At 60.7% G+C, this 18,887-nt stretch carries 19 protein-coding genes; 10 read left to right on the top strand and 9 right to left on the bottom strand.

Going from position 1 to position 18,887, the window contains the following annotated elements:
• The first annotated feature begins 137 nt into the window (after window positions 1-137).
• Window positions 138-404, top strand: a complete 267-nt coding sequence (locus B7X49_RS10610; RefSeq protein WP_353744423.1) for a carbohydrate porin — start codon at window positions 138-140, stop codon at window positions 402-404.
• A gap of 336 nt (window positions 405-740) precedes the next feature.
• Here B7X49_RS10610 and B7X49_RS10605 read toward each other — a convergent pair whose 3' ends face one another.
• From B7X49_RS10605 to B7X49_RS10595, 3 genes are all read right to left on the bottom strand, one after another.
• Entirely contained in the window at window positions 741-1,661 is a 921-nt protein-coding gene (locus B7X49_RS10605) for an ABC transporter substrate-binding protein (protein WP_286705036.1), read from the bottom strand.
• Between the two features lie 76 nt (window positions 1,662-1,737).
• On the bottom strand, window positions 1,738-2,715 hold the full coding sequence (locus B7X49_RS10600; RefSeq protein ID WP_286705018.1) for an ABC transporter permease: 978 nt from the start codon (window positions 2,713-2,715) through the stop codon (window positions 1,738-1,740).
• A gap of 14 nt (window positions 2,716-2,729) precedes the next feature.
• Window positions 2,730-3,473 carry an ATP-binding cassette domain-containing protein gene (locus B7X49_RS10595; RefSeq protein ID WP_286839271.1) on the bottom strand — a complete coding sequence of 248 codons (744 nt, stop codon included), beginning with the start codon at window positions 3,471-3,473 and terminating at the stop codon, window positions 2,730-2,732.
• Window positions 3,474-3,614: 141 nt separating this feature from the next.
• Between B7X49_RS10595 and B7X49_RS10590 the strand changes: the two genes are divergently transcribed.
• Window positions 3,615-3,791, top strand: a complete 177-nt coding sequence (locus B7X49_RS10590) for a hypothetical protein (protein ID WP_286705020.1) — start codon at window positions 3,615-3,617, stop codon at window positions 3,789-3,791.
• A 22-nt stretch (window positions 3,792-3,813) separates the two neighbouring features.
• Here the strand turns inward: B7X49_RS10590 and B7X49_RS10585 are convergent, their stop codons facing one another.
• From B7X49_RS10585 to B7X49_RS10570, 4 genes are all read right to left on the bottom strand, one after another.
• Window positions 3,814-4,584, bottom strand: coding sequence for an ATP-binding cassette domain-containing protein (locus B7X49_RS10585; protein ID WP_286705021.1), 771 nt, complete (start codon window positions 4,582-4,584; stop codon window positions 3,814-3,816).
• 3 nt (window positions 4,585-4,587) lie between these two features.
• Window positions 4,588-5,631 carry a substrate-binding domain-containing protein gene (locus B7X49_RS10580; protein ID WP_286705022.1) on the bottom strand — a complete coding sequence of 348 codons (1,044 nt, stop codon included), beginning with the start codon at window positions 5,629-5,631 and terminating at the stop codon, window positions 4,588-4,590.
• Window positions 5,632-5,653: 22 nt separating this feature from the next.
• Window positions 5,654-6,601: an ABC transporter permease gene (locus B7X49_RS10575; RefSeq protein ID WP_286705023.1), complete on the bottom strand. Its 948-nt coding sequence runs from the start codon at window positions 6,599-6,601 to the stop codon at window positions 5,654-5,656.
• 211 nt (window positions 6,602-6,812) lie between these two features.
• A complete protein-coding gene (locus tag B7X49_RS10570; RefSeq protein ID WP_286705024.1) occupies window positions 6,813-7,640 on the bottom strand; it encodes a MurR/RpiR family transcriptional regulator in 828 nt (275 codons plus the stop codon).
• 149 nt (window positions 7,641-7,789) lie between these two features.
• Between B7X49_RS10570 and iolD the strand changes: the two genes are divergently transcribed.
• The 7 genes from iolD to B7X49_RS10535 all read left to right on the top strand — a co-directional run bounded on the left by iolD (window position 7,790) and on the right by B7X49_RS10535 (window position 15,895).
• Window positions 7,790-9,655 (top strand): 3D-(3,5/4)-trihydroxycyclohexane-1,2-dione acylhydrolase (decyclizing), encoded by a 1,866-nt coding sequence (iolD, locus tag B7X49_RS10565; RefSeq protein WP_286839265.1) that lies wholly within the window; start codon window positions 7,790-7,792, stop codon window positions 9,653-9,655.
• Between the two features lie 12 nt (window positions 9,656-9,667).
• Window positions 9,668-10,594 carry a myo-inosose-2 dehydratase gene (gene iolE / locus B7X49_RS10560; RefSeq protein WP_286705026.1) on the top strand — a complete coding sequence of 309 codons (927 nt, stop codon included), beginning with the start codon at window positions 9,668-9,670 and terminating at the stop codon, window positions 10,592-10,594.
• Window positions 10,595-10,601: 7 nt separating this feature from the next.
• Window positions 10,602-11,630 (top strand): Gfo/Idh/MocA family protein, encoded by a 1,029-nt coding sequence (locus B7X49_RS10555; RefSeq protein WP_286705027.1) that lies wholly within the window; start codon window positions 10,602-10,604, stop codon window positions 11,628-11,630.
• Window positions 11,627-12,613, top strand: a complete 987-nt coding sequence (locus B7X49_RS10550) for a Gfo/Idh/MocA family oxidoreductase (protein ID WP_286705028.1) — start codon at window positions 11,627-11,629, stop codon at window positions 12,611-12,613. The genes B7X49_RS10555 and B7X49_RS10550 overlap by 4 nt, the downstream gene beginning before the upstream one ends.
• 259 nt (window positions 12,614-12,872) lie before the next feature.
• Entirely contained in the window at window positions 12,873-14,000 is a 1,128-nt protein-coding gene (locus tag B7X49_RS10545) for an ABC transporter permease (RefSeq protein WP_286705029.1), read from the top strand.
• A 1-nt stretch (window position 14,001) separates the two neighbouring features.
• Window positions 14,002-14,784, top strand: coding sequence for an ATP-binding cassette domain-containing protein (locus B7X49_RS10540; protein WP_286705030.1), 783 nt, complete (start codon window positions 14,002-14,004; stop codon window positions 14,782-14,784).
• A 166-nt stretch (window positions 14,785-14,950) separates the two neighbouring features.
• Window positions 14,951-15,895 (top strand): sugar ABC transporter substrate-binding protein, encoded by a 945-nt coding sequence (locus B7X49_RS10535; RefSeq protein ID WP_286705031.1) that lies wholly within the window; start codon window positions 14,951-14,953, stop codon window positions 15,893-15,895.
• A gap of 7 nt (window positions 15,896-15,902) precedes the next feature.
• On the opposite strand, the gene iolB is transcribed toward B7X49_RS10535, so the two are convergent.
• The gene (gene iolB, locus B7X49_RS10530; RefSeq protein ID WP_286705032.1) at window positions 15,903-16,691 is read right to left on the bottom strand and encodes a 5-deoxy-glucuronate isomerase; all 789 of its coding nucleotides are present in this window, start codon (window positions 16,689-16,691) and stop codon (window positions 15,903-15,905) included.
• Window positions 16,688-17,704 (bottom strand): PfkB family carbohydrate kinase, encoded by a 1,017-nt coding sequence (locus tag B7X49_RS10525; protein ID WP_286705033.1) that lies wholly within the window; start codon window positions 17,702-17,704, stop codon window positions 16,688-16,690. The genes iolB and B7X49_RS10525 overlap by 4 nt, the downstream gene beginning before the upstream one ends.
• A 60-nt stretch (window positions 17,705-17,764) precedes the next feature.
• Here B7X49_RS10525 and iolG point away from each other — a divergent pair, with 60 nt between their 5' ends.
• Window positions 17,765-18,757, top strand: a complete 993-nt coding sequence (gene iolG, locus B7X49_RS10520; protein ID WP_286705034.1) for an inositol 2-dehydrogenase — start codon at window positions 17,765-17,767, stop codon at window positions 18,755-18,757.
• Window positions 18,758-18,887: the final 130 nt, after the last annotated feature.

Raw genomic sequence — 18,887 nt, 5'->3', positions numbered from 1 at the left:
GCGGCGCCGAGGCGCCAACCTATGCCCAGCTTTATTCGGGAGCATGGGTCCACCCCACATGTAGTGGGTGTCTGACTTAACCGGATAGGCACGCAATGAACTCCTACCCTGGATGATCGACCAGAAGTCCTGACGTCCTGCCCAAAACTAGGCCAACGGCCTCTGGCGGACGCTTACATCTGATTCGCGCTCAGAACACTTTCGGCGGTGCTGATAAACCGATTCCGAGCGTGGAGACGGATTTCGAGCTGGACTATACCGCGCGGATTACGCCGTGGCTGACCGCGACGCCCGATTTGCAATGTATCCTGCATCCTGGCGGCGGCATTCCGGACGCGCAGGACCGCATGAAAATTGAGCCTAATGCCGTTCTGGCGCAGGCGGAGTTCACGATCGCGTTTTAACTGCCGGCCCGGTCGAGCCGCGTCGTCTCTGTCATATCCGCCCTAACCTCCGCAAGAGGCTCCGCCGCCGCTTGGCAAGGAGTTCGCCCCACAGAACCGAGTTCAGCGTATTACAAGGTCGTGACTTGCGGGTGGCTGTCTCCATCCCGTCCTGGAACGCCCGGAACGGGCAGGTCTCGATATGGTAGCCACGCGGCAAGCCGATCTCAGCTCCCTCCCCTGCCTGATCGGCCTTGCCGCAGCCGCCTGAGGACGACCGCCGGAGGCCGGAGCATAGGTCGCCGCTCCGTGGCCCCATCCGGTGGCACAAAAAGACGCCCCGGATGGGTGCTAACGCTACTGCGCCAGATTTGATTTATAGAAATATTTCGCAATATTGGGATCGTTTGCGTTCTGAGTCGTCGCCGTGACATTGGTGAGCAGCCTTGATTTCGGCACTTTGCCAGCGTGTCCGGTGAGAATATCGTAAGCATATTTCACCCCAAGCGCGCCTTCCTTCGCTGGCTGCTGGACGATAAGAGTGGTGATGACACCCTGTTTGAGCAACTTCACTTCGCCCGGCTCGGCGTCGTAGCCAACGACGTTCACCTTGCCTTTCCGACCCGAGGTCTCGACCGCCTTGCCCGCACCCTGGGCGGAAAACACGTTGGTGCCAAAAACGCCAACGAGGTGCGGATATTTCAACAGCAGAAGCTGGGTGTCAGCGAAGGCCTTGGTTGGGCTATCATCGTCGTATTCGGTCGCGATGACCTTCATATGCGGATATTTTTTCATCTCCGAAAGAAAGCCTTTCTGCCGCGCATCGGTCGTCGAGATGCCGGGCTTGACGTTGATGATCGCGACGTCGCCCTTCTCATCGGCGGATTTCGCGATGGCGTCTGCTGCCGCGGCGCCCCCCTGGGTATTGTTCGAAGTGATGCGCGCCTTTAGCAGGCTATCATCCGTGATGGTCGTATCGACCGAAATCGTCGGGATTTTCGCTGCCACATACTGCTTGATCGGGTTGATGAGGGCGGTCTTGTTCGTCGGCGCAATCACCAGCGCGTCCGGATGCTTCGCAAGCAGCGCTTGGAGGATCGGGATCTGGGTTTCCGGTGAGAAGGACGCGCCCCCCTGCCAGATGAGATGGACGCCGAGCTTCTTTGCCTCGGCCGCGGCGCCGCGCTGCATCGTGATGTAGAACGGATCGGTCGCGATGCCTGGAACCAGGGCAATCGTATAGGTTTTCGCCTCAGCCTCCGCCCTTTGCACGCCCATCATCGCGGCGAACGCGCCGACGACGAGAACGGCCGTTTTTGTTTTCCTGTTCATTGTCGACTCCCTTTCATTGTTGTCACAAACTGTCGAGAAGACGGTCGCGCAACTGGTCCATCGCCACCGCGAAGATCAGGATGGCACCGACAGCAACCTGTTGCCAGAAGGGTTGAACTCCCATCAGTATTAGGCCCGTCACCATCACGGTAATCACGAAACTGCCGATGACGGTGCCGAGAATCGTGCCGCGACCACCGAACAAGCTGGCGCCACCGATAACGACGGCAGTGATGGCGTCCAGTTCATCGTTAGCGCCGGCCTGAACGGACGCGGAGGCGAAACGAGCCATCACCATCAGCCCGGCAATCGCGGCAAGGAATCCGGAGAGCATGTAGATTTTCACGAGATGGCGCCGCACGTCGATTCCCGCCCGGCCCGCGCCGAGCGGGTTGGAGCCGATGGCGTATGTGCGCAGGCCAAAGCGTGTCTGGGATAATAGAACCGCCGAGACGAGAGCAGCAACCGCGGTAATCAGCACCGTCACGGGCAGCCACCCTCCCATAGCGAAAGACCCGAGTGTGCCGATGATGTCAGGGATCGTATCGATATTGCCGCCATTATTGAGCAGATAGATCCCGCCGGTGCACATGCTGAGCATGCCGAGTGTGACGACGAACGGTGTCAGGTTCAGTCGGGTGATCGCCTGGCCGTTCAACCAGCCAACAAAGGTGCCCGCCGCGAGGGCAGCAACGACACCGGCCACAAGATCGAGGGGGGTTCCAACGTGCCGATGGATCAGTGCGCGCATTACCAGGGCCCCCACCATGCCCGAGAAGCCGAGAATGGCGCCGACCGAAAGGTCGATGCCGCCGGTGATAATGACGAACGTCTCGCCGAGGCCCAGCAGCAGATACTCGACGGCGAACTGCGAGGTGGCAAGCCAACTCGCACGGCTGAAGAAATCGGAACTCGCGATGCCGAAGACCGCGATTAAAGCGAGAAGTATGGCAAGCGTCCACAACTCACCTGCACGGGAGAGAAACTCGATCGCCCTCATTCGCGATCCGGTCCTCATGTCGGCGGCTCCTTGCCCGTGATGCTCGCGATGGTGTCCTCGATCGTCCTGCCGGCGGCCGGGTTGTCAGCGATCTTGCGGCCCTGAAACAGCACCACAATGCGGTCGCACAACGCATGGACTTGCGGCATGTTGTGGCTGACCAGCACGACCGGTATGCCGCGCGCGCGTACCGCCTTGATCAATTCGCCGACCTTGGCCTGCTGCTCTACGCCGAGGGCCGCGGTCGGCTCGTCCATCAACAACAGCTTGGAGCCCCAGATCAACCCACGCGCGACCGCGACAGCTTGGCGCTGACCGCCGGAGAGCGCACGGCATCTGGTCCGGATCGAACCGACGCGAATCGCAGTGCGGCCAAGTTCATCCGCCGCGCGAAGCTGCATCGCCCGTTTGTCGAGCAACCCGAGTCGGCCGAGCACGCCGGGGCGTAGTGTTTCGCGGCCAAGGAAGATATTTTCCCAGATATCCAAGTCGAGCGAGAGGGCAAGATCCTGATAGACCGCCTCGATACCGGCGTTGCGGGCATCAAGCGCGGAGGCGAAATTGGTCTCAACACCGTCAACTTTTACCGCGCCGGACGATGGGCGGATGGCACCGGCGATGATGTTCACCATGGTCGACTTACCGGCGCCGTTATCGCCAACAAGCCCGACCACCTCGCCGGCATGGACGGCGAACGAGACGCCGCGTAAGGCGGTGACGTGACCATAGGTTTTCGCGACGTCCACGACTTCGAGCACCGGCGTGCGTGCTCCGCTTTGGGTCTCGGCTGGCAATCGACGGTTCCTTGGATCTGCGTCCATAAATCCCTTGAGATCGAAGCAATATACCACCGCAGAATGCCGTCAACCGCGTGCAGCGGTCCGGCGCCGGAGCTTCAAATGGAAAAGGTTGCAACACCATCGGCCAACGACCTCACTGCCGCCGGCCGCACGGTCATCCTCACCATCCTGATTTCGATGCTGCTTGGGCTGAACATGCACGTTCATATCCGAATAACCGCCTGGGGTGTGGTCATCCTGCACTTGCTACGGGCCTACGGCAGGGATCGCGATTGATCTCCCCCGTTGGTCCGCCGCTTTATTCCGCACTAGTCATATCCGCCGATACAGGAATCCCGGTAATCAAACCAACGATCTCGTTCATCGTCGTGCCATGCCGGTCGAGCACGGCGGCGCTCCGCCCCTGGCGCAACACGAAAATCCGGTCGGACACTTCGAAAACATGTGGCATCGAATGACTAACCATAAGAACAGCAAAGTTGCGTGCCCGTAATTCCAAAATCAGGTCGAGCACACCGCGTGATTCCCGCACTCCGAGCGCCGCAGTCGGTTCATCGAGAATGATTACCTTGCGGCCCCACAAGATTGAACGCGCCACCGCAACACTCTGCCTCTGCCCACCAGACAGCAACCCGACCGGCTGACGGATCGATTTGAGATTAACCTTGAGTGAACGGATGTGGGCCTCCGCCGCGGCACGCATACGCTTGCGGTCGAGAAAGAACCGCGACAGTAACCCCGTTCCAGTCCATTCGCGGCCGAGGAACAGATTGGCCTCGGCGTCGAGTTCCGGCACCACCGCCAAGTCCTGATAAACGGTTTCGATCCCGGCGTCGCGCGCGTCATGTGGAGAGGCGAACACCACCGGCGTGCCTTCGAAGCGGATCTGCCCTGCACTCGGCTGTACCGCGCCGGACATGATCTTCACCAGGGTTGATTTTCCCGCTCCGTTATCACCGACCAGCGATACGATCTCCCCTGGCATGATCGCGAAATCGACCCCGTCGAGGGCGCGCACTGGCCCATAATTCTTGCGGATGCCGTGCAGGCTCAGGATAGGATCGGACATGATTTACGTCGCCATGCACCCAACCGGAGCCTCCTTGAACGCCCGCGCCGCACCCGCCGGCGTCGCAGCCTCTTTCCATATTTTCGACCAGTGATCGGCGTTCGCCTTTGTCACCACCGGCATGTGCTGCGGCACCAGCTTGGGATAGCGGCAATGCTTGTTGGTCAGCATGTTGTGGATGATACTGACTGTCTGATACCCCCAGCCCCAGTAATCCTGACCGACCAACGCCTGCACATAACCTTTCTGCACGAGCGGAATTTCCGGCGCCAATACGTCCGACCCGATGATCTTAACCTTGCCGTGATTGGAAATCAGTTTGGGCATCGCCGCAACCTTGCCGAAGAACGCCACCGCCGCAACATTTACGATCGCTCCGGCGTCCGGATGCGCGGTAAGCAGATTGTTCATCAACTCCTGCCCCTTGGTCAGATCGTCATCGTCGAAATACGGGCCGAGGAACTCGATCGCCTTGTGCTTGCCCATCGCCTGCTTCACCCCGGCCAGTCGAGCGTTCAGATTCGTCGCCCCTGGCCCACCCGAAACCAAAATCACCTTGCCGGCCGGCTTGCCCATGAATTTGAGCGCCTGTTCACCCATCCGGGCGCCCATCTTGGTGTTATCAACGCCATAATACACTGCGCGCTTGCTGCCCGGCACATCAGAATCCCAGGTGATGGTCACAATCCCCTTATCGACAGCCTCATTGATTGGCGCAATCAGAGGCTGCGGCGCATTGGCATCAATCGCCATGCCATCAACATGGCGGGTGATCAAATTCTGAATGATCTCGGCTTCCTGGCTGGCATCGGATGTTGCCGAAGCGGTCCAGATCAAATCGACGTCGCCAAGTTCCTTTGCCCGCTGCATTGCACCGTAATGGGCGGTGTAGAATACAGGATTATCGAGTGATTTCGGCACCACGGCAATGCTATAGCGCTTCGCCTCACGGGCGATAGCGGGCATCGCCAGCCCGGCCACCGCCACCGCGCCGGCACTCCTGATCAGGCTCCGGCGAGTTGGTTGAATGACGAACGTACGAGTCATTGATTTCCTCCTTGGTTGTTGTTCATGCGACTTGCAGCCGTTCCAGCCGGCGGCGCAGAATATCAATCGAGGCCGCAGCAACGATCACCAGACCGGTGATCAGTTGCTGCCAGTAACCGGCCATGCCGAGCAGTACGATGCCATCGTTGATCGCTCCGAGCAGCGCTGCGCCGATCAGCACGCCGGGGATCGTGCCGCGCCCGCCGGCGAGGCTGGTGCCTCCAATGATCACGGCAGCGATTACCTTCAACTCATAGCCGGTCGCAGCGTCTGGCAGGGCAGTGCCAGCCTTGGCGGTGAGCAGCATGCCTCCAATCGCCGCGAGCATGCCCGAGGCAACATAGAGCTTGAGTTTCAAGTTATTCACGTTGAGCCCCAGCAACCGCGAAGCCTGCTCATTGCCGCCCAACCCATACACATGGCGACCGAACGGCCTAGTTGTCATCACCACATGCACGACCACTCCAAGCCCGAGCATGATCAGCACCGGATTCGGAATACCAATCAGGCTGCCGGTGCCGAACGCCGAGAAGAGCGCGCCGGCGCCGTGACCGGGAGGTGTAACTGCCATGCCCTGAACGACCCCGAATGTCAGGCCGCGCACGATGCTGAGCGAACCAAGCGTCGTGATGAACGGATTGAGCCCAATCCGCGTAATCACCAAGCCGTTGGCCAACCCAACCGCAGCGCCCGCGGCCAACCCGGCCAGGATCGCGATCACCAGTCCCATACCCGATGACAACACGAGTGCTGCAATCATCCCCGCCAACCCCATTGTCGAGCCAACCGACAGATCGAGCCCGCCACCGATCATCACCATTGCCTCACCAAATCCGGCAATGCAGATCCATGAGAAATATACAGCAACGGTGCCGATGATATTGCTGGAACTGAGAAAATAAGGCGACGCCAAGCTCAGGCTGACGGAAATCACCACCAGGGCAATCAAAACGCCGGTCCAGGGCAGCAAGAAAAAATCAATTACCCGACGCAGATTTCCCCCTGTCGCAACAAGCGATACTCGCTTGTCGGACGATGATTCCCCTGAATCAGCCTTTGTCGGCGGCTCCCCCATGGCGATCCTTAAAACGGATTTCGACTGTTACGCCGATTTATTGGCCCTTCGTCTTAGTGCGTCAATGTTTTAAATCGTCTTCGACAAGATCGTGATGGATCCTGCGCTATGCTGAAGCGCGACGCTCCGCGCCTGCGATCGCGAGCGCCATTGCTAGAGCCATGGTCGCAGAGAGCGAACGGAAGGCGCCGAAATCCGCCTCCGTGACTTCGAGGCGCACCTGCGCTCCATCCGACAGCGGGCTGAACGCTGAATCCGTGATCGCGATCACCGCTCCACCATGCGCGCGCGCGAGCGCGGCAATCTCAATCGTCAATGGAGTATAGGGGCTGAAACTGATCGCAAGCAGCACGTCGCCTGGACCGATCTGGCCGCTCTGAACGTCCGCCATCGAACCCAGGTTATCAAGAAGGGTCGTTCGAAATTCGAGTTTACCCAACGAATAGGCAAGATACGCTGCCACCGGAAACGCCCGCCGCTGGCCAATAATGAACACATGCGCCGCATCGGCCAGCAGCGCTGCTGCGTCGTCGAACTCGGCAGCACGTACGCTACGCAGCAAGTCGTTGACCGAAAGCGCCGCGGTCTCTACGCATCGATCAAAAATCCGCCCTGGCTCGGTGACGGTCTCAGACCGCACGCGATTGAGCCGCGTACGATAATCTGGCCATCCATCACGCAAGCGACAGCGAAACACCTGCTGTAGCGCGGTGAAACCCGTGTAGCCGAACCCCTGCGCGAACCTCACCAGCGTTGAAGGTTGCACGCCAGAAGCTGTAGCCAATTCGGCCACGGTCGAGAGCGCCATGCGATCCGGATTGTCGAGCGCGTAGCGCGCGACCTGTGCCAAACGTTTGGGCAGAGTTGTATGACGGGCCAGGATGGCAGCGCGTAGCCCATCGAAATCCCCAGGCGGTATGTCGGTATTGTCCATGGTCCAGATAGAATCAGTTTTTGATCGCCGGTCAATCTGGATTCAATATTTTTCGGAATGAATTTTCTACTATTGCACCAAATCCGAAATTGTTGTTTCATCTTCCCAAACGCCCGGCAGCCGTCACGCCGGGCGAAAAGGGAAACACCATGGCCACTCTACGATTGACCGCCGCTCAAGCGCTGGTGGGGTATCTCGCCGCGCAGTCAATCATCATCGACGGTCGCGAAGTGGCGCTGTTTGGCGGCGTCTGGGCTATTTTTGGTCATGGCAATGTCGCTGGCCTGGGTGAGGCTCTTTATCACTATCGAAACCAGATACAGACTTTTCGATCACATAATGAACAGGCAATGACGCATGCCGCCGTCGCGTTTGCGAAGGCGCACGACCGGCGACGCATGATGGCATGTACCACATCGATCGGGCCTGGCGCGCTGAACATGGTGACCGCCGCCGCCCTGGCACACGTCAACCGCCTGCCCGTGCTGTTACTGCCGGGTGATGTTTTTGCCTCGCGGCGGCCCGATCCCGTGCTGCAGCAGATCGAGGGATTTGCCGACGCGACCATCTCGGCCAATGACTGTTTTCGGCCAGTCTCGCGCTATTTTGACCGCATCATGCGCGCCGAACAACTGCTCGACGCCCTGCCGCGCGCGCTTGCCATTCTGACCGATCCGGTCGACTGCGGCCCGGTTACCTTGGCACTCTGCCAGGATGTCCAGGCCGAGGCTTTCGATTACCCCGAGGCCTTTTTCGACCCCCGTTGCCGCCGCATACGTACCCCCGAACCAGATGCCGCTGAACTGGCCAATGCCGCGCGCATCCTCAGCCAAGCCACGCGGCCACTAATCATTGCCGGGGGCGGGGTGCATTATGCCGGCGCCCGCGCCAGCCTGGCCGATTTCGCGGCGCGGCATGACGTTCCGGTCGCGGAAACCCAGGCCGGAAAAGGCGCTCTCGCTTTCGATCGACCGCAGAACTGCGGCGCGATCGGCGTCACGGGCGCGGCGGCCGCCAATGCGCTCGCCCGCGATGCGGACGTGATCCTGGCGATTGGCACTAGGCTGCAAGATTTCACCACCGGTTCGCGCGCCCTGTTCGCCAGGGATGGCCGCATCATCCTGCATCTGAACGTCGCAGCACGCGATGCCGAAAAACATGGCGGCATTCCCTTGGTCGCCGATGCCGCACGCGGGCTCGCGGCCCTTGGCCGAGTGCTAGGTGCCTGGCGTGCCCCTGCGGCCTGGGCCGATCGCGCCAGTGCGGCGCGGCGCTCATGGTCCGAGGCCTGTGAAACCCTCACCGCACCAACCGGGGCCGCCCTGCCGTCGGACGCGCAGGTGATCGGCGCGGTCGATCGTGTGTTGGGCAATGAGTGCACCATCGTCTGCGCCGCCGGCGGGCTGCCCGGCGAACTGCACAAGCTCTGGCGCGCCCGCGGTGACGCCCCTGTGGCGGGGAGCGGCAGTCGTTATCATGTCGAATACGGCTTCTCCTGCATGGGCTACGAGATCGCCGGCGGGCTCGGTGTCAAGCAGGCTCACCCCGACCGCACGGTCGTCGTGATGCTCGGCGACGGGTCGTATCTGATGCTCAATTCCGAAATCGCCACGTCGGTGACCATGGGTCTCAAGCTGATCATCATCGTGCTCGATAACCGGGGCTTCGGCTGTATCAACCGGCTGCAACAGGCGACGGGCGGCGCACCTTTCAATAATCTGCTTATGGACTCCTACCACGTTGCCGAAGCCCCGATCGATTTTGTCGCCCACGCTGCGGCACTCGGCGCATTTGCAGCACGAGCCACGGATATCGCAACCCTGGAAATCTGCCTTGCGGCAGCCCGGGATGCCGCGCGTACCAGCGTGATCGTGATCGATACCGATCCGATGGCCAGCACCGCCGATGGCGGGGCGTGGTGGGATGTCGCAGTACCGGAGGTTTCGGCGCGGCCCAGCGTCCAAGCGGCGTGGCATGATTACGATGTGGCAACGATAAAGCAGAAACTCGTCTGAAGGATACCCACCGTGATCCATCTCGGTACCAATCCGATCGCCTGGAGCAACGACGATCTACCTGACCTCGGCGGCACCACGCCGCTCGAAACCTGCCTTGCCGAGGCCCGCAGCGCGGGCTTCGCCGGGATCGAGCGCGGTCATAAATTTCCATCAGATCCAGCCGCACTGCGCGACGCCCTCGCAGCGCACGGACTGCGCTTTATCTCGGGATGGTATAGCGGCCGTCTACTCGAACGCGATACGCCGAGGGAAATCGAAGCACTGCAGGCACATTTGGACCTGCTCGCCGCCAACGATGCCCCGGTGCTGATCTATGCTGAAACCACCGGTTGCATCCACAGCGACCGCGCCATACCGCTGAGCCGCGGCCCGCGCATGGGATCGGACCAATGGCCGACCCTGTGTGCGCGCCTCGATCATCTGGCGGCCCATTGTGCCGAACGCGGCATCGCTCTGGTCGTGCATCATCATATGGGCACGGTGATCGAGTCCGCCGAGGATATCGCGCGGCTGATGGACGGCACCAAGGACCAGGTCGGCTTGCTGCTCGATTCTGGCCACGCCACCTTCGCCGGTGCCAATCCCGCGACGCTTGCCACGAGCTACGCGGCGCGCATCCGCCACGTGCATTGCAAGGATATCCGGCGCGATGTCTTCACCGCCAGCCGTGCCGCAGACACCAGTTTTCTCGATGCCGTGATCGCCGGTGTGTTCACCGTACCGGGCGATGGATTCATCGACTTTGCCGGCATGCTCGCCCCGTTGAAGGCGGCGGCGTACCGGGGCTGGGTGGTGGTGGAAGCCGAACAAGACCCGGCCAAAGCCGACCCGCTCACCTATGCACGCCTCGGACATCGCAACCTCACCTCACTGCTGCGCGACGCCGGCTTCACCCTTGCCGAACCCCTGCCCATCCCCGCACCGAAAGGAGGCTGACCCGGCCATGCCTCGCCCCGTCAATATATTGATGATCGGCCATGGCATGATGGGCACCTGGCATTCCGAGGCGTTGCGGGATCGCACTGATTGCATATTGCATACACTGGTCGGCAAAACCCACGATGCCGCCGCCAACTTCGCGGAGCGATTCGCCTACCGCAAAGTCACAACCGATCTGCATACCGCCCTCGCCGATCCGGCGATCGATGCGGTGATCATCGCCAGCCCCAGCGAACATCACGCAACCATGGCGCTCGCCGCGATCACTGCGGGCAAGCCGGCGCTGGTCGAGATACCGCTCGCTATGACCCTTGCCGCCTGTGAACACCTCGTCGAGGCCGCGGATGCAGCCGGGGTGATGATGGCGGTTTGCCATCCGATGCGCTTTCGTATCTGCCGGGCGCCGCTGCTCGTCCGGGTGCGGGAGCGCTCCGAACGGATTGTACAGGTGCAGGGGCGCTTCTGCATCCACCGCCTAGTCAATATCGGCGCCACTGGCATCCGGCGTGACTGGACCGACAATATCCTCTGGCACCACATGACCCATCTGGTCGATTGTGGCCTGTTCCTCGCGGGCGGCGGCAATCCGGAATCGGTGCGCCTGCGCCGCGTCGAAGGCTTCATGCCCGACAGCCATCCCGTCACCGGGATACCGATGGACATCGGCCTGATGATCGAAACCGAGGACGGTGCCACGATCATCGCCACCGGCTCCTATCTCGCGCGGGAGCGCCTCTATGAGGTGATGACCATAACCGACCGGGATTCATACCGCGTCGATGAAATCGGTGGCACCATGACTTCGGCCGCCGGCATTGAAACAATCGAATCCGAGCAGCAGAACGCTTGGCGCGTTGCCCGCGATTTTATCATAGCCCTGCAGGATGGCAGGTCACCGCTGGTTACCGCCCGCTCCGTTCTCCCCGCCATGCGCGTACTCGAACAGGTACAGCGCCAGTGGGATGACCGGTTTGGGGAGCGCGACCTGCCTGGCCGCCCGCTCGATCAATTCGCAACGGAGACAAAGACATGACCACGCAATTGAACGTGGCACTAATCGGCGCCGGCCGAATTGGGGTCTCCCACGCCGCGCTCATCGCCGCTCATCCCCGCTCCCATCTGGCCTGCGTCATCGATCAGCGCCCGGAAGTCGCCGCCACCCTCGCCGCCCGTCATCGTGCCGGCGCCCGCACGTGGCAAGAAGCCCTGGCTGACCCAACCATTGATGCCGTGCTGATCGCAAGTTCCACCGATACCCATGCTCAGTTGATCGAGGACGCCGCGCACGCCGGCAAGGCGATCCTGTCGGAAAAACCGATCGACCTGTCGCTGGAGCGGATCGATCGCTGCGGTGGCGTCGTCACGGCCACTGGCGCACGGCTGATGGTCGGATTCAATCGCCGCTTCGATCCCCATATCGTTGCGCTGAAAGCACGGCTCGACGCGGGCGCGATTGGCCGACCGAATCAGATCGTCATCATTAACCGCGACGCCAACGCACCATCGGCCGCCTTTCTCCAAGGCTCTGGCGGCATCTTTCGCGACATGGCGATCCACGACTACGACCTCGCCTGCCATCTGCTCGGCGGCCAACCCGTGCAGGTGCAGGCAAGCGGCAGCGCACTGGTCGATGACGGCGCCGCCGCCTGCGGCGATTTCGACACCGCGTCGACCGTCTTGACGTTTGCGGACGGCGCACAGGCGATCGTGCTCAATGCCCGCTGCGCCCGGTTCGGCTTCGACTTCCGCCTCGAAGTTCTGGGTGCCGCTGGTGTGCTGAGGCTCGACAATCCGCTGAACCTCGCGCTCACCGAAGCGACGGCCAACCATATCCGCGTTGCACCACCCGCACAGGATTTCTTCTCCCGCTTCGAAACAGCATTTCATCGTCAATGGGATCACTTTGTCACGACCATCCTGGCGGGCACCCCGCCCAGCCCTGACTTCGCCGCCGGCCGCGCGGCATCGGCCATCGCCGAAGCGGCGGCACAGAGCGCCCCAATGGGCCGATCCTGATGATGGCCTGCAGCATGCCTGAGCGGAGGTCGAGATCCCTATCACATCTCCGCCACAGCCAAACTGCAAAGTTTCGAGTACCCCACTTCAACCAGAATATCCGCTTCACTTGACAGACGCCGTGGATTGTTTATTCGAAAACTACAAAAATAAAGAACAGGCGTTCTGAAAATTCTGTTCTGAGGATCCAGGAAATGACCGCCCGATTTTACACCGTCCGGCCGAGTCTACCCCCTCCTACCGCCATCGGTGGCGCACAATGAGCGCAAAACCTGCGGAAGGCGGCGCAATCGATGCACGGACTGCCGATGAGCGACTGGTCGAGGCATCGTGGCTGCACCGCGCGATGCGCCGTCCGGAGCTTGGTGCCATCGGCGGGTTGATCGTCGTCATCCTGTTTTTTGCGGTCACCGCCAGTCCGACCATGTTCAGTCTTGCAGGCATGATAACAGTGCTACGCCCGGCTGCGGAACTCGGCATTATGTCGGTCGCGGCCTCGCTCCTGATGATCGGCGGCGAGTTCGATCTGTCGATCGGCTCAATGGTCGCCTTCGCAGGGTTGATCTACGGTACTCTCCTGGTCGACTTTCACTGGCCGATGGTGCTGGCGGTCGCCGGCACAATGTTGATGGCGGCATGCTTTGGTGCACTGAACGGGCAGATCGTGATCCGCACCCGGCTGCCATCCTTCATCGTTACTCTGGCATTTCTGTTTATCCTGCGCGGATTGTCACTGGTCGGGCTGAAGCTCGCGACAGGCGGCACCACGATATTATCGGGCATCCATGGATCGGCAGGTCATGGCCTGATGCGAGGATTGTTCTCGGGCGATGCGTTCACCGGCCTGTTTTCCCTGCTATCTGCTCAAGGTCTCATCGCGAAACTGCCGAACGGCACACCGTCGGTTCACGGCATACCGATCTCGGTCGTCTGGTTCGTCGTGATCACGGCGCTCGCGACTTGGGTTCTCCTCCGAACCCGCTTTGGCAACTGGATTTTCGCCGTCGGCGGCGATGCCAACGCGGCGCGTAATTCCGGCGTACCCGTCAACCGGGTCAAGACCATTCTGTTCATCTGCACTGCCCTCTCGTCGGCGCTGGTCGCCATCATTACCGCGACCGACACCGGATCGACCGACGCTCTGCGCGGCTACCAGATGGAGTTCGAAGCGATCATTGCGGCCGTAATCGGGGGGTGCCTGCTTACCGGCGGCTACGGCTCGGCGATTGGCGCATTTTTTGGCGCTCTGATCTTCGGCATGGTTTCGATCGGTCTTACCTACACCAATTTTGACAGTGACTGGTTCCAAGTCTTCCTCGGCGCGATGCTACTGATCGCAGTGATTTTCAATAACGCGGTCCGTCGCCGCGTCACCGGAGAGCGGTAACATGGCCGTGGTTCCGCTCATCGAAGTCCGCGAGCTGCGCAAGCAGTTTGGCCACGTCATCGCCTTGGCCGGCGTATCGCTCCGGGTTTACGCGGGCGAGGTGCTATGCCTGCTGGGCGACAACGGTGCCGGAAAATCCACCCTGATCAAAACCTTGTCGGGCGTCCATCGACCGAGCGACGGTGAGTTTCTGGTCGCTGGCGCGCCCGTCAGCTTCATCAGCCCGCGTGATGCGCTCGATGCCGGTATCGCCACGGTCTATCAGGATCTTGCGATGATTCCGCTTATGTCGATCACCCGGAACTTTTTCATGGGGCGCGAGCCTACCCACGGCATCTGGCCGTTCACCAGGATGGATCTCGCCGCGTGTGATCGGGTGGTCCATGCCGAGATGCGCCGCATCGGCATCGATGTACGCGATCCAAGCCAGGCGGTCGGGACCCTATCCGGGGGAGAGCGCCAATGCGTCGCGATCGCGCGTGCGGTGTATTTCGGCGCCAAGGTCCTGATCCTTGATGAACCGACCTCGGCCCTGGGTGTGGCGCAGACTTCTATGGTCCTGAAATATATCGGACAGGTAAAGGCCCACGGTCTTGGCGTGATCTTCATCACCCATAACGTCCGCCACGCATTTGCGGTCGGTGATCGGTTCACCGTCCTCAACCGAGGTCGCACCATCGCCGACGGCAGCAAAGCAGAAACGAGCACAGACGAATTGCAGAATCTCATGGCCGGCGGGAAGGAGTTGCAGGTGCTCTCCGAAGACCTCGCCGGTACGGTGTGAACATGCAAGCCGAACGCCGTCAAAAACAGGCTCGGCCCTAGTTCCCTATCGACCCACCGATACCAAATCGTCGATGCACACAATCCGCGAAACCGGCTGTGCTGCTTCTGCGTGCCAAGCCCGATCTTTGCCTTATCCATCATCAAAATAAATCAGGGAGTATAGCATGAAACCATTGAACCGCCTCTTCCTCGCCGTCGCCGCTTTGGCGCTCGCCGGCACCACCGCCCAAGCGGCCCCCCGGAAGCTAGTGATCGAAATGGTCACGCACGGCCAGTCGACCGATCCGTTCTGGTCGATCGAGAAGAACGGTGCCGATCTTGCCGCCAAGCAGATGGGTGTCGAAGTCCAGTACCGTGCGCCCAACACTTTCAACATGGTGCGCATGGCCGATCTGATCCGCGCCGCGGCCGACCAGAAGCCGGCCGGGTTGATCGTGACCGTACCCGACTACGCCGCATTGAAAGGCCCGATCAAACAGGCCGAGGCGCAGGGTATTCCGGTGATCGTGATCAATACTGGCGGCACCTACGTGCAAAAGCTTCATGCACTAATGTATATTGGCGAGGGCAATTACGAAGCCGGCGTAGCAGCCGGCAAGCGCCTCGCCGCTATGGGCGCGAAAGATGGCGTCTGTATCGATCACGAGGTCGGCAACGTCTCGCTTGATCATCGCTGCGCTGGTTTCAAGGTCGGGTTCGGCCACAAGGTGACCATACTGCCGACCACCGAAGATCCATCGACCACCGAATCAAGGATCGAGGCCTTGTTGCGGCGTGATCCCAAGGTTGATGCTCTGCTTGGCTTATCAGCTCAACTCGGCGGTGTACCGGCGGTCGAAGCGGTGGCAAAACTCGGCCTGAAGCGTAAGATTTTCATTGGCAGTTTCGATCTCTCGGCCGAATACCTCAAGGACGTCCAGGAGGGCAAAGCCGATTTCGCGATGGACCAACAGCCGTTCCTGCAGGCATACTTGGCAGTCGTGCTGATGGCGAACGACGCCCGCTATGGCATCATTCCAGCCACGACCGACCTTGAAACCGGGCCAAACTTCATAACCAAGAACAAGGCCGGCCAAGTGATCGCCTTGGCGCAGAAAGGTATTCGCTGACGACTCATTAGGCGAAGGGTACGTGATCAGGATCGATCCGTACCCGCCATGATCGGCGATGCCCTGCCATCACGTTCAAATAGTACAAATCACAGCCTGGTGCCGCGCAAACTGGATGGTAGCCGCGTGGCACGACGACTGCACAACCATCGCGGAGCGTGATAACTTCATCAAGTGTGCGATCATCAGTATAGACGCGTTGAATTCCAAAACCCCCAGTCCGGGAGAAGCGGTGGTAATAGACCTCCTCAAGTGCGGTTTCATACGGTGGATCGTCGGTGTCATGTTTGTGCGGCGGAAACGACGACCAGTGCCCCCCGGGAGTGATCACCTCGACCACCAGGAGATTGGCGGCATGCTCGGTCTCTGGAAGCACATCGCGAATCATACGCTCGGTGACGCCACTGCCGCGGGTCGAGATCGTTACCATTGCGGGCGTGATAATACGTGGCTCATGCAGCCGCAGTAAATCGGCCGCATAACAGAGCGCCACTTCGCAAAGCCCCTCAGCCCGAAAGGCGATCTGCCGTCCCGCCGGCACATATACCGCATATCCCGGGCCGGCGAAGGGTGACAGCCTCCCGCCTATCCTGGCAGCCATCAGTCCTGCAATACTGACCCGACCAAAACCAAACAACAGGACCAGACACAATTCGCGCGACAGCTCATTGCGGGTTAACACATCGCCGGATGCCAGCTGAAAAACCTCCAACGCGCAATGCTCCAATGACTGCCCGGTCGTCAGCAACCGACCGGGTACAGGATCGGCGGGTTCATGCTGCAGCATCAATGTCATGCACCGGCTCCGCGCTGATGCTGCTGCAAAAAGGTCTCCAACTCGGTCAAGGTCGGACAGGAGGTCGAACACAGCAGCCGCGATGCCACGATGGCACCGCAGGCATTGCCGGCTATGAGCGCGTCCTCCGGTGATCCACCGCGCAGCAGGCGTTCCAGAAATCCTGCCAGAAATGCATCGCCCGCCCCGAGCGGATTGACCGTGGCGACCGCGAAACCAGGGCCGACCACACCATCGTCGAGCCGGTCCGGCACCGCCCCGTCGATCAAAACCGCGCCCCGCTCTCCGCGCTTCACAACAAACAACCCCACTCCAACGAGCCGACATGCGCGTAGCGCATCGACCACAGCTGCCGCGTTCCCCGCCACACCCCATTCCGCCTCAGTACCAAAAACGATATCCGCCGCAGCAAGCCACGGCCGCAGCCGCGCCGCCAGGATCGCCGACGGTGCTGGAGGGCCGATGTTTGCCCGATAATCGATGTCGAGCACCACCAGCGCACGAGCTTCCCGCGCTGCTTCGATCGCACCACGCAAAGCCCTGTCACCAATGCCCATTGCCACATGAGCGCCACTGATTACCAATGCACGAGTTGAACCGATCATGACCGTATCCACCGCCGCAACGTCGTACAGGGTGTCGACCGCCCGCTCCCTCACGAACTCGATCTCCGGCCGCCCATCCGGCCCGACGCTGGCAAACGCCAGCACGCTGCGGCATCCGGCAACGCGCCGCAGGCCAGTGGTGGCTACCATCTCCCGTCGCAACGCAGCCTCTAAATAATCACCTGCCCGGTCGGCTCCGACCGCGCTAACGATGGCGCTCCGCAGACCGAGCCGCGCGCAGGCGATCGCAACATTTCCCGCGCAACCGCCAACCGCACGAACAAAACCATCGGCATCCGCCAATCTGATACCAATCGTCGGTGCATACAGATCAACCCCGATCCGACCGAACGTCACGATGTCGTACCGGAGCGTCACGCGTACCCCAACCACGACGATAAAACGCATGGTCCATAGACGCGCAGTTCTGGAATTGATATTCTAATCGGCAAAAATCGGAGATTTTGCATGGCAAGATTAAATATCGCACTCATCGGTGCAGGTCGGATCGGCCGCGTCCACGCTGCGAACATCATCAACCATCCGCAATGCCGCTTGGCGACGATTAGTGACGCGATTGCGACCACCGCCCAGGAACTGGCCAATGAAACCGGGGCAGCCACCGCCGAGGCCATGGCAGCCATCAACGCCCCGGCCACCGATGCTGTGATGATCTGCGCGCCGACAGATCTGCATGCCGTGATGATCGAAGCCGCAGCGCGGGCCGGCAAACCCGTGTTTTGCGAAAAACCGGTCGATCTCGACGCGGCCCGCATCAGCGAGTGTCTGGCCATCGTCAACCGCACCGGCATTCCCCTCATGATCGGCTTCAATCGCCGCTTCGATCCCAGTTTTCGTGACCTCAAACGCCGCCTCGACGCCGGCCGCATCGGTACCATAGAACTGATTACGATCATTTCGAAAGATCCAGCGCCACCGCCAATCGCCTATATCGCGCGATCGGGCGGATTGTTTCGCGACATGATGATCCATGATTTTGACATGGCACGGTTTCTGCTCGGCGAAGAACCGGTCGAAATTCACGCCTGGGGCAGCGCGCTGGTTGATCCGGAAATCGATGCGGCAGGTGATATTGACACTGCCGTCGTGACGCTCAGGACCACAAGTGGCACACTGGTCAGTATATCCAATTCTCGGCGGGCAACGTACGGCTACGACCAACGGATTGAGGTCCATGGCAGCCAAGGTATGCTGGCTGCCGCCAACCAGACTGAAACCAGTGTAACGGAGGCTAGCTCAGCGGGCTATCTGACCGATCGTGCCCTGCCATTCTTCCTTGAACGCTATAACGCCGCTTATCGTGCGGAACTGGATGCGTTCATAACAACTCTTACCACAAATACTAAACCCTCCCCTGACGGTAATGACGGCTTAGCCGCTCAGCGCCTGGCGGATGCAGCCAGTTACTCCGCAAAATCCGGAGCTAGCGCCCGATTATAGAATAGCAGCCTGTCGGACTTAACGCGACGCGGAATTACTCAGCAGTCGGTAATATAGGCGACATTTGGTGCTTTGAAGAATGATTGCACGAGACGTGGTTTGCGCTTGATGGCGGCGAGTTGGGCTTCGA

The sequence above is a fragment of the Acidiphilium sp. 34-64-41 genome, assembly GCF_002282635.1.
GTDB classification, from domain to species: domain Bacteria; phylum Pseudomonadota; class Alphaproteobacteria; order Acetobacterales; family Acetobacteraceae; genus Acidiphilium; species Acidiphilium rubrum.
The sequence above is the reverse complement of the archived record's forward strand: the minus strand, read 5'-3'. Positions and strand labels throughout refer to the sequence as shown.

Coding starts and splice junctions, on each gene's coding strand:
- B7X49_RS10605 (WP_286705036.1), bottom strand. CDS start 1,661: ATGGGCGTGCAAAGGGCGGAGGCTGAGGCGAAAACCTATACGATTGCC.
- B7X49_RS10600 (WP_286705018.1), bottom strand. CDS start 2,715: ATGAGGGCGATCGAGTTTCTCTCCCGTGCAGGTGAGTTGTGGACGCTT.
- B7X49_RS10590 (WP_286705020.1), top strand. CDS start 3,615: ATGGAAAAGGTTGCAACACCATCGGCCAACGACCTCACTGCCGCCGGC.
- B7X49_RS10585 (WP_286705021.1), bottom strand. CDS start 4,584: ATGTCCGATCCTATCCTGAGCCTGCACGGCATCCGCAAGAATTATGGG.
- B7X49_RS10580 (WP_286705022.1), bottom strand. CDS start 5,631: ATGACTCGTACGTTCGTCATTCAACCAACTCGCCGGAGCCTGATCAGG.
- B7X49_RS10570 (WP_286705024.1), bottom strand. CDS start 7,640: ATGGACAATACCGACATACCGCCTGGGGATTTCGATGGGCTACGCGCT.
- iolD (WP_286839265.1), top strand. CDS start 7,790: ATGGCCACTCTACGATTGACCGCCGCTCAAGCGCTGGTGGGGTATCTC.
- B7X49_RS10555 (WP_286705027.1), top strand. CDS start 10,602: ATGCCTCGCCCCGTCAATATATTGATGATCGGCCATGGCATGATGGGC.
- B7X49_RS10550 (WP_286705028.1), top strand. CDS start 11,627: ATGACCACGCAATTGAACGTGGCACTAATCGGCGCCGGCCGAATTGGG.
- B7X49_RS10545 (WP_286705029.1), top strand. CDS start 12,873: ATGAGCGCAAAACCTGCGGAAGGCGGCGCAATCGATGCACGGACTGCC.
- B7X49_RS10540 (WP_286705030.1), top strand. CDS start 14,002: ATGGCCGTGGTTCCGCTCATCGAAGTCCGCGAGCTGCGCAAGCAGTTT.
- B7X49_RS10535 (WP_286705031.1), top strand. CDS start 14,951: ATGAAACCATTGAACCGCCTCTTCCTCGCCGTCGCCGCTTTGGCGCTC.
- iolB (WP_286705032.1), bottom strand. CDS start 16,691: ATGACATTGATGCTGCAGCATGAACCCGCCGATCCTGTACCCGGTCGG.
- B7X49_RS10525 (WP_286705033.1), bottom strand. CDS start 17,704: ATGCGTTTTATCGTCGTGGTTGGGGTACGCGTGACGCTCCGGTACGAC.
- iolG (WP_286705034.1), top strand. CDS start 17,765: ATGGCAAGATTAAATATCGCACTCATCGGTGCAGGTCGGATCGGCCGC.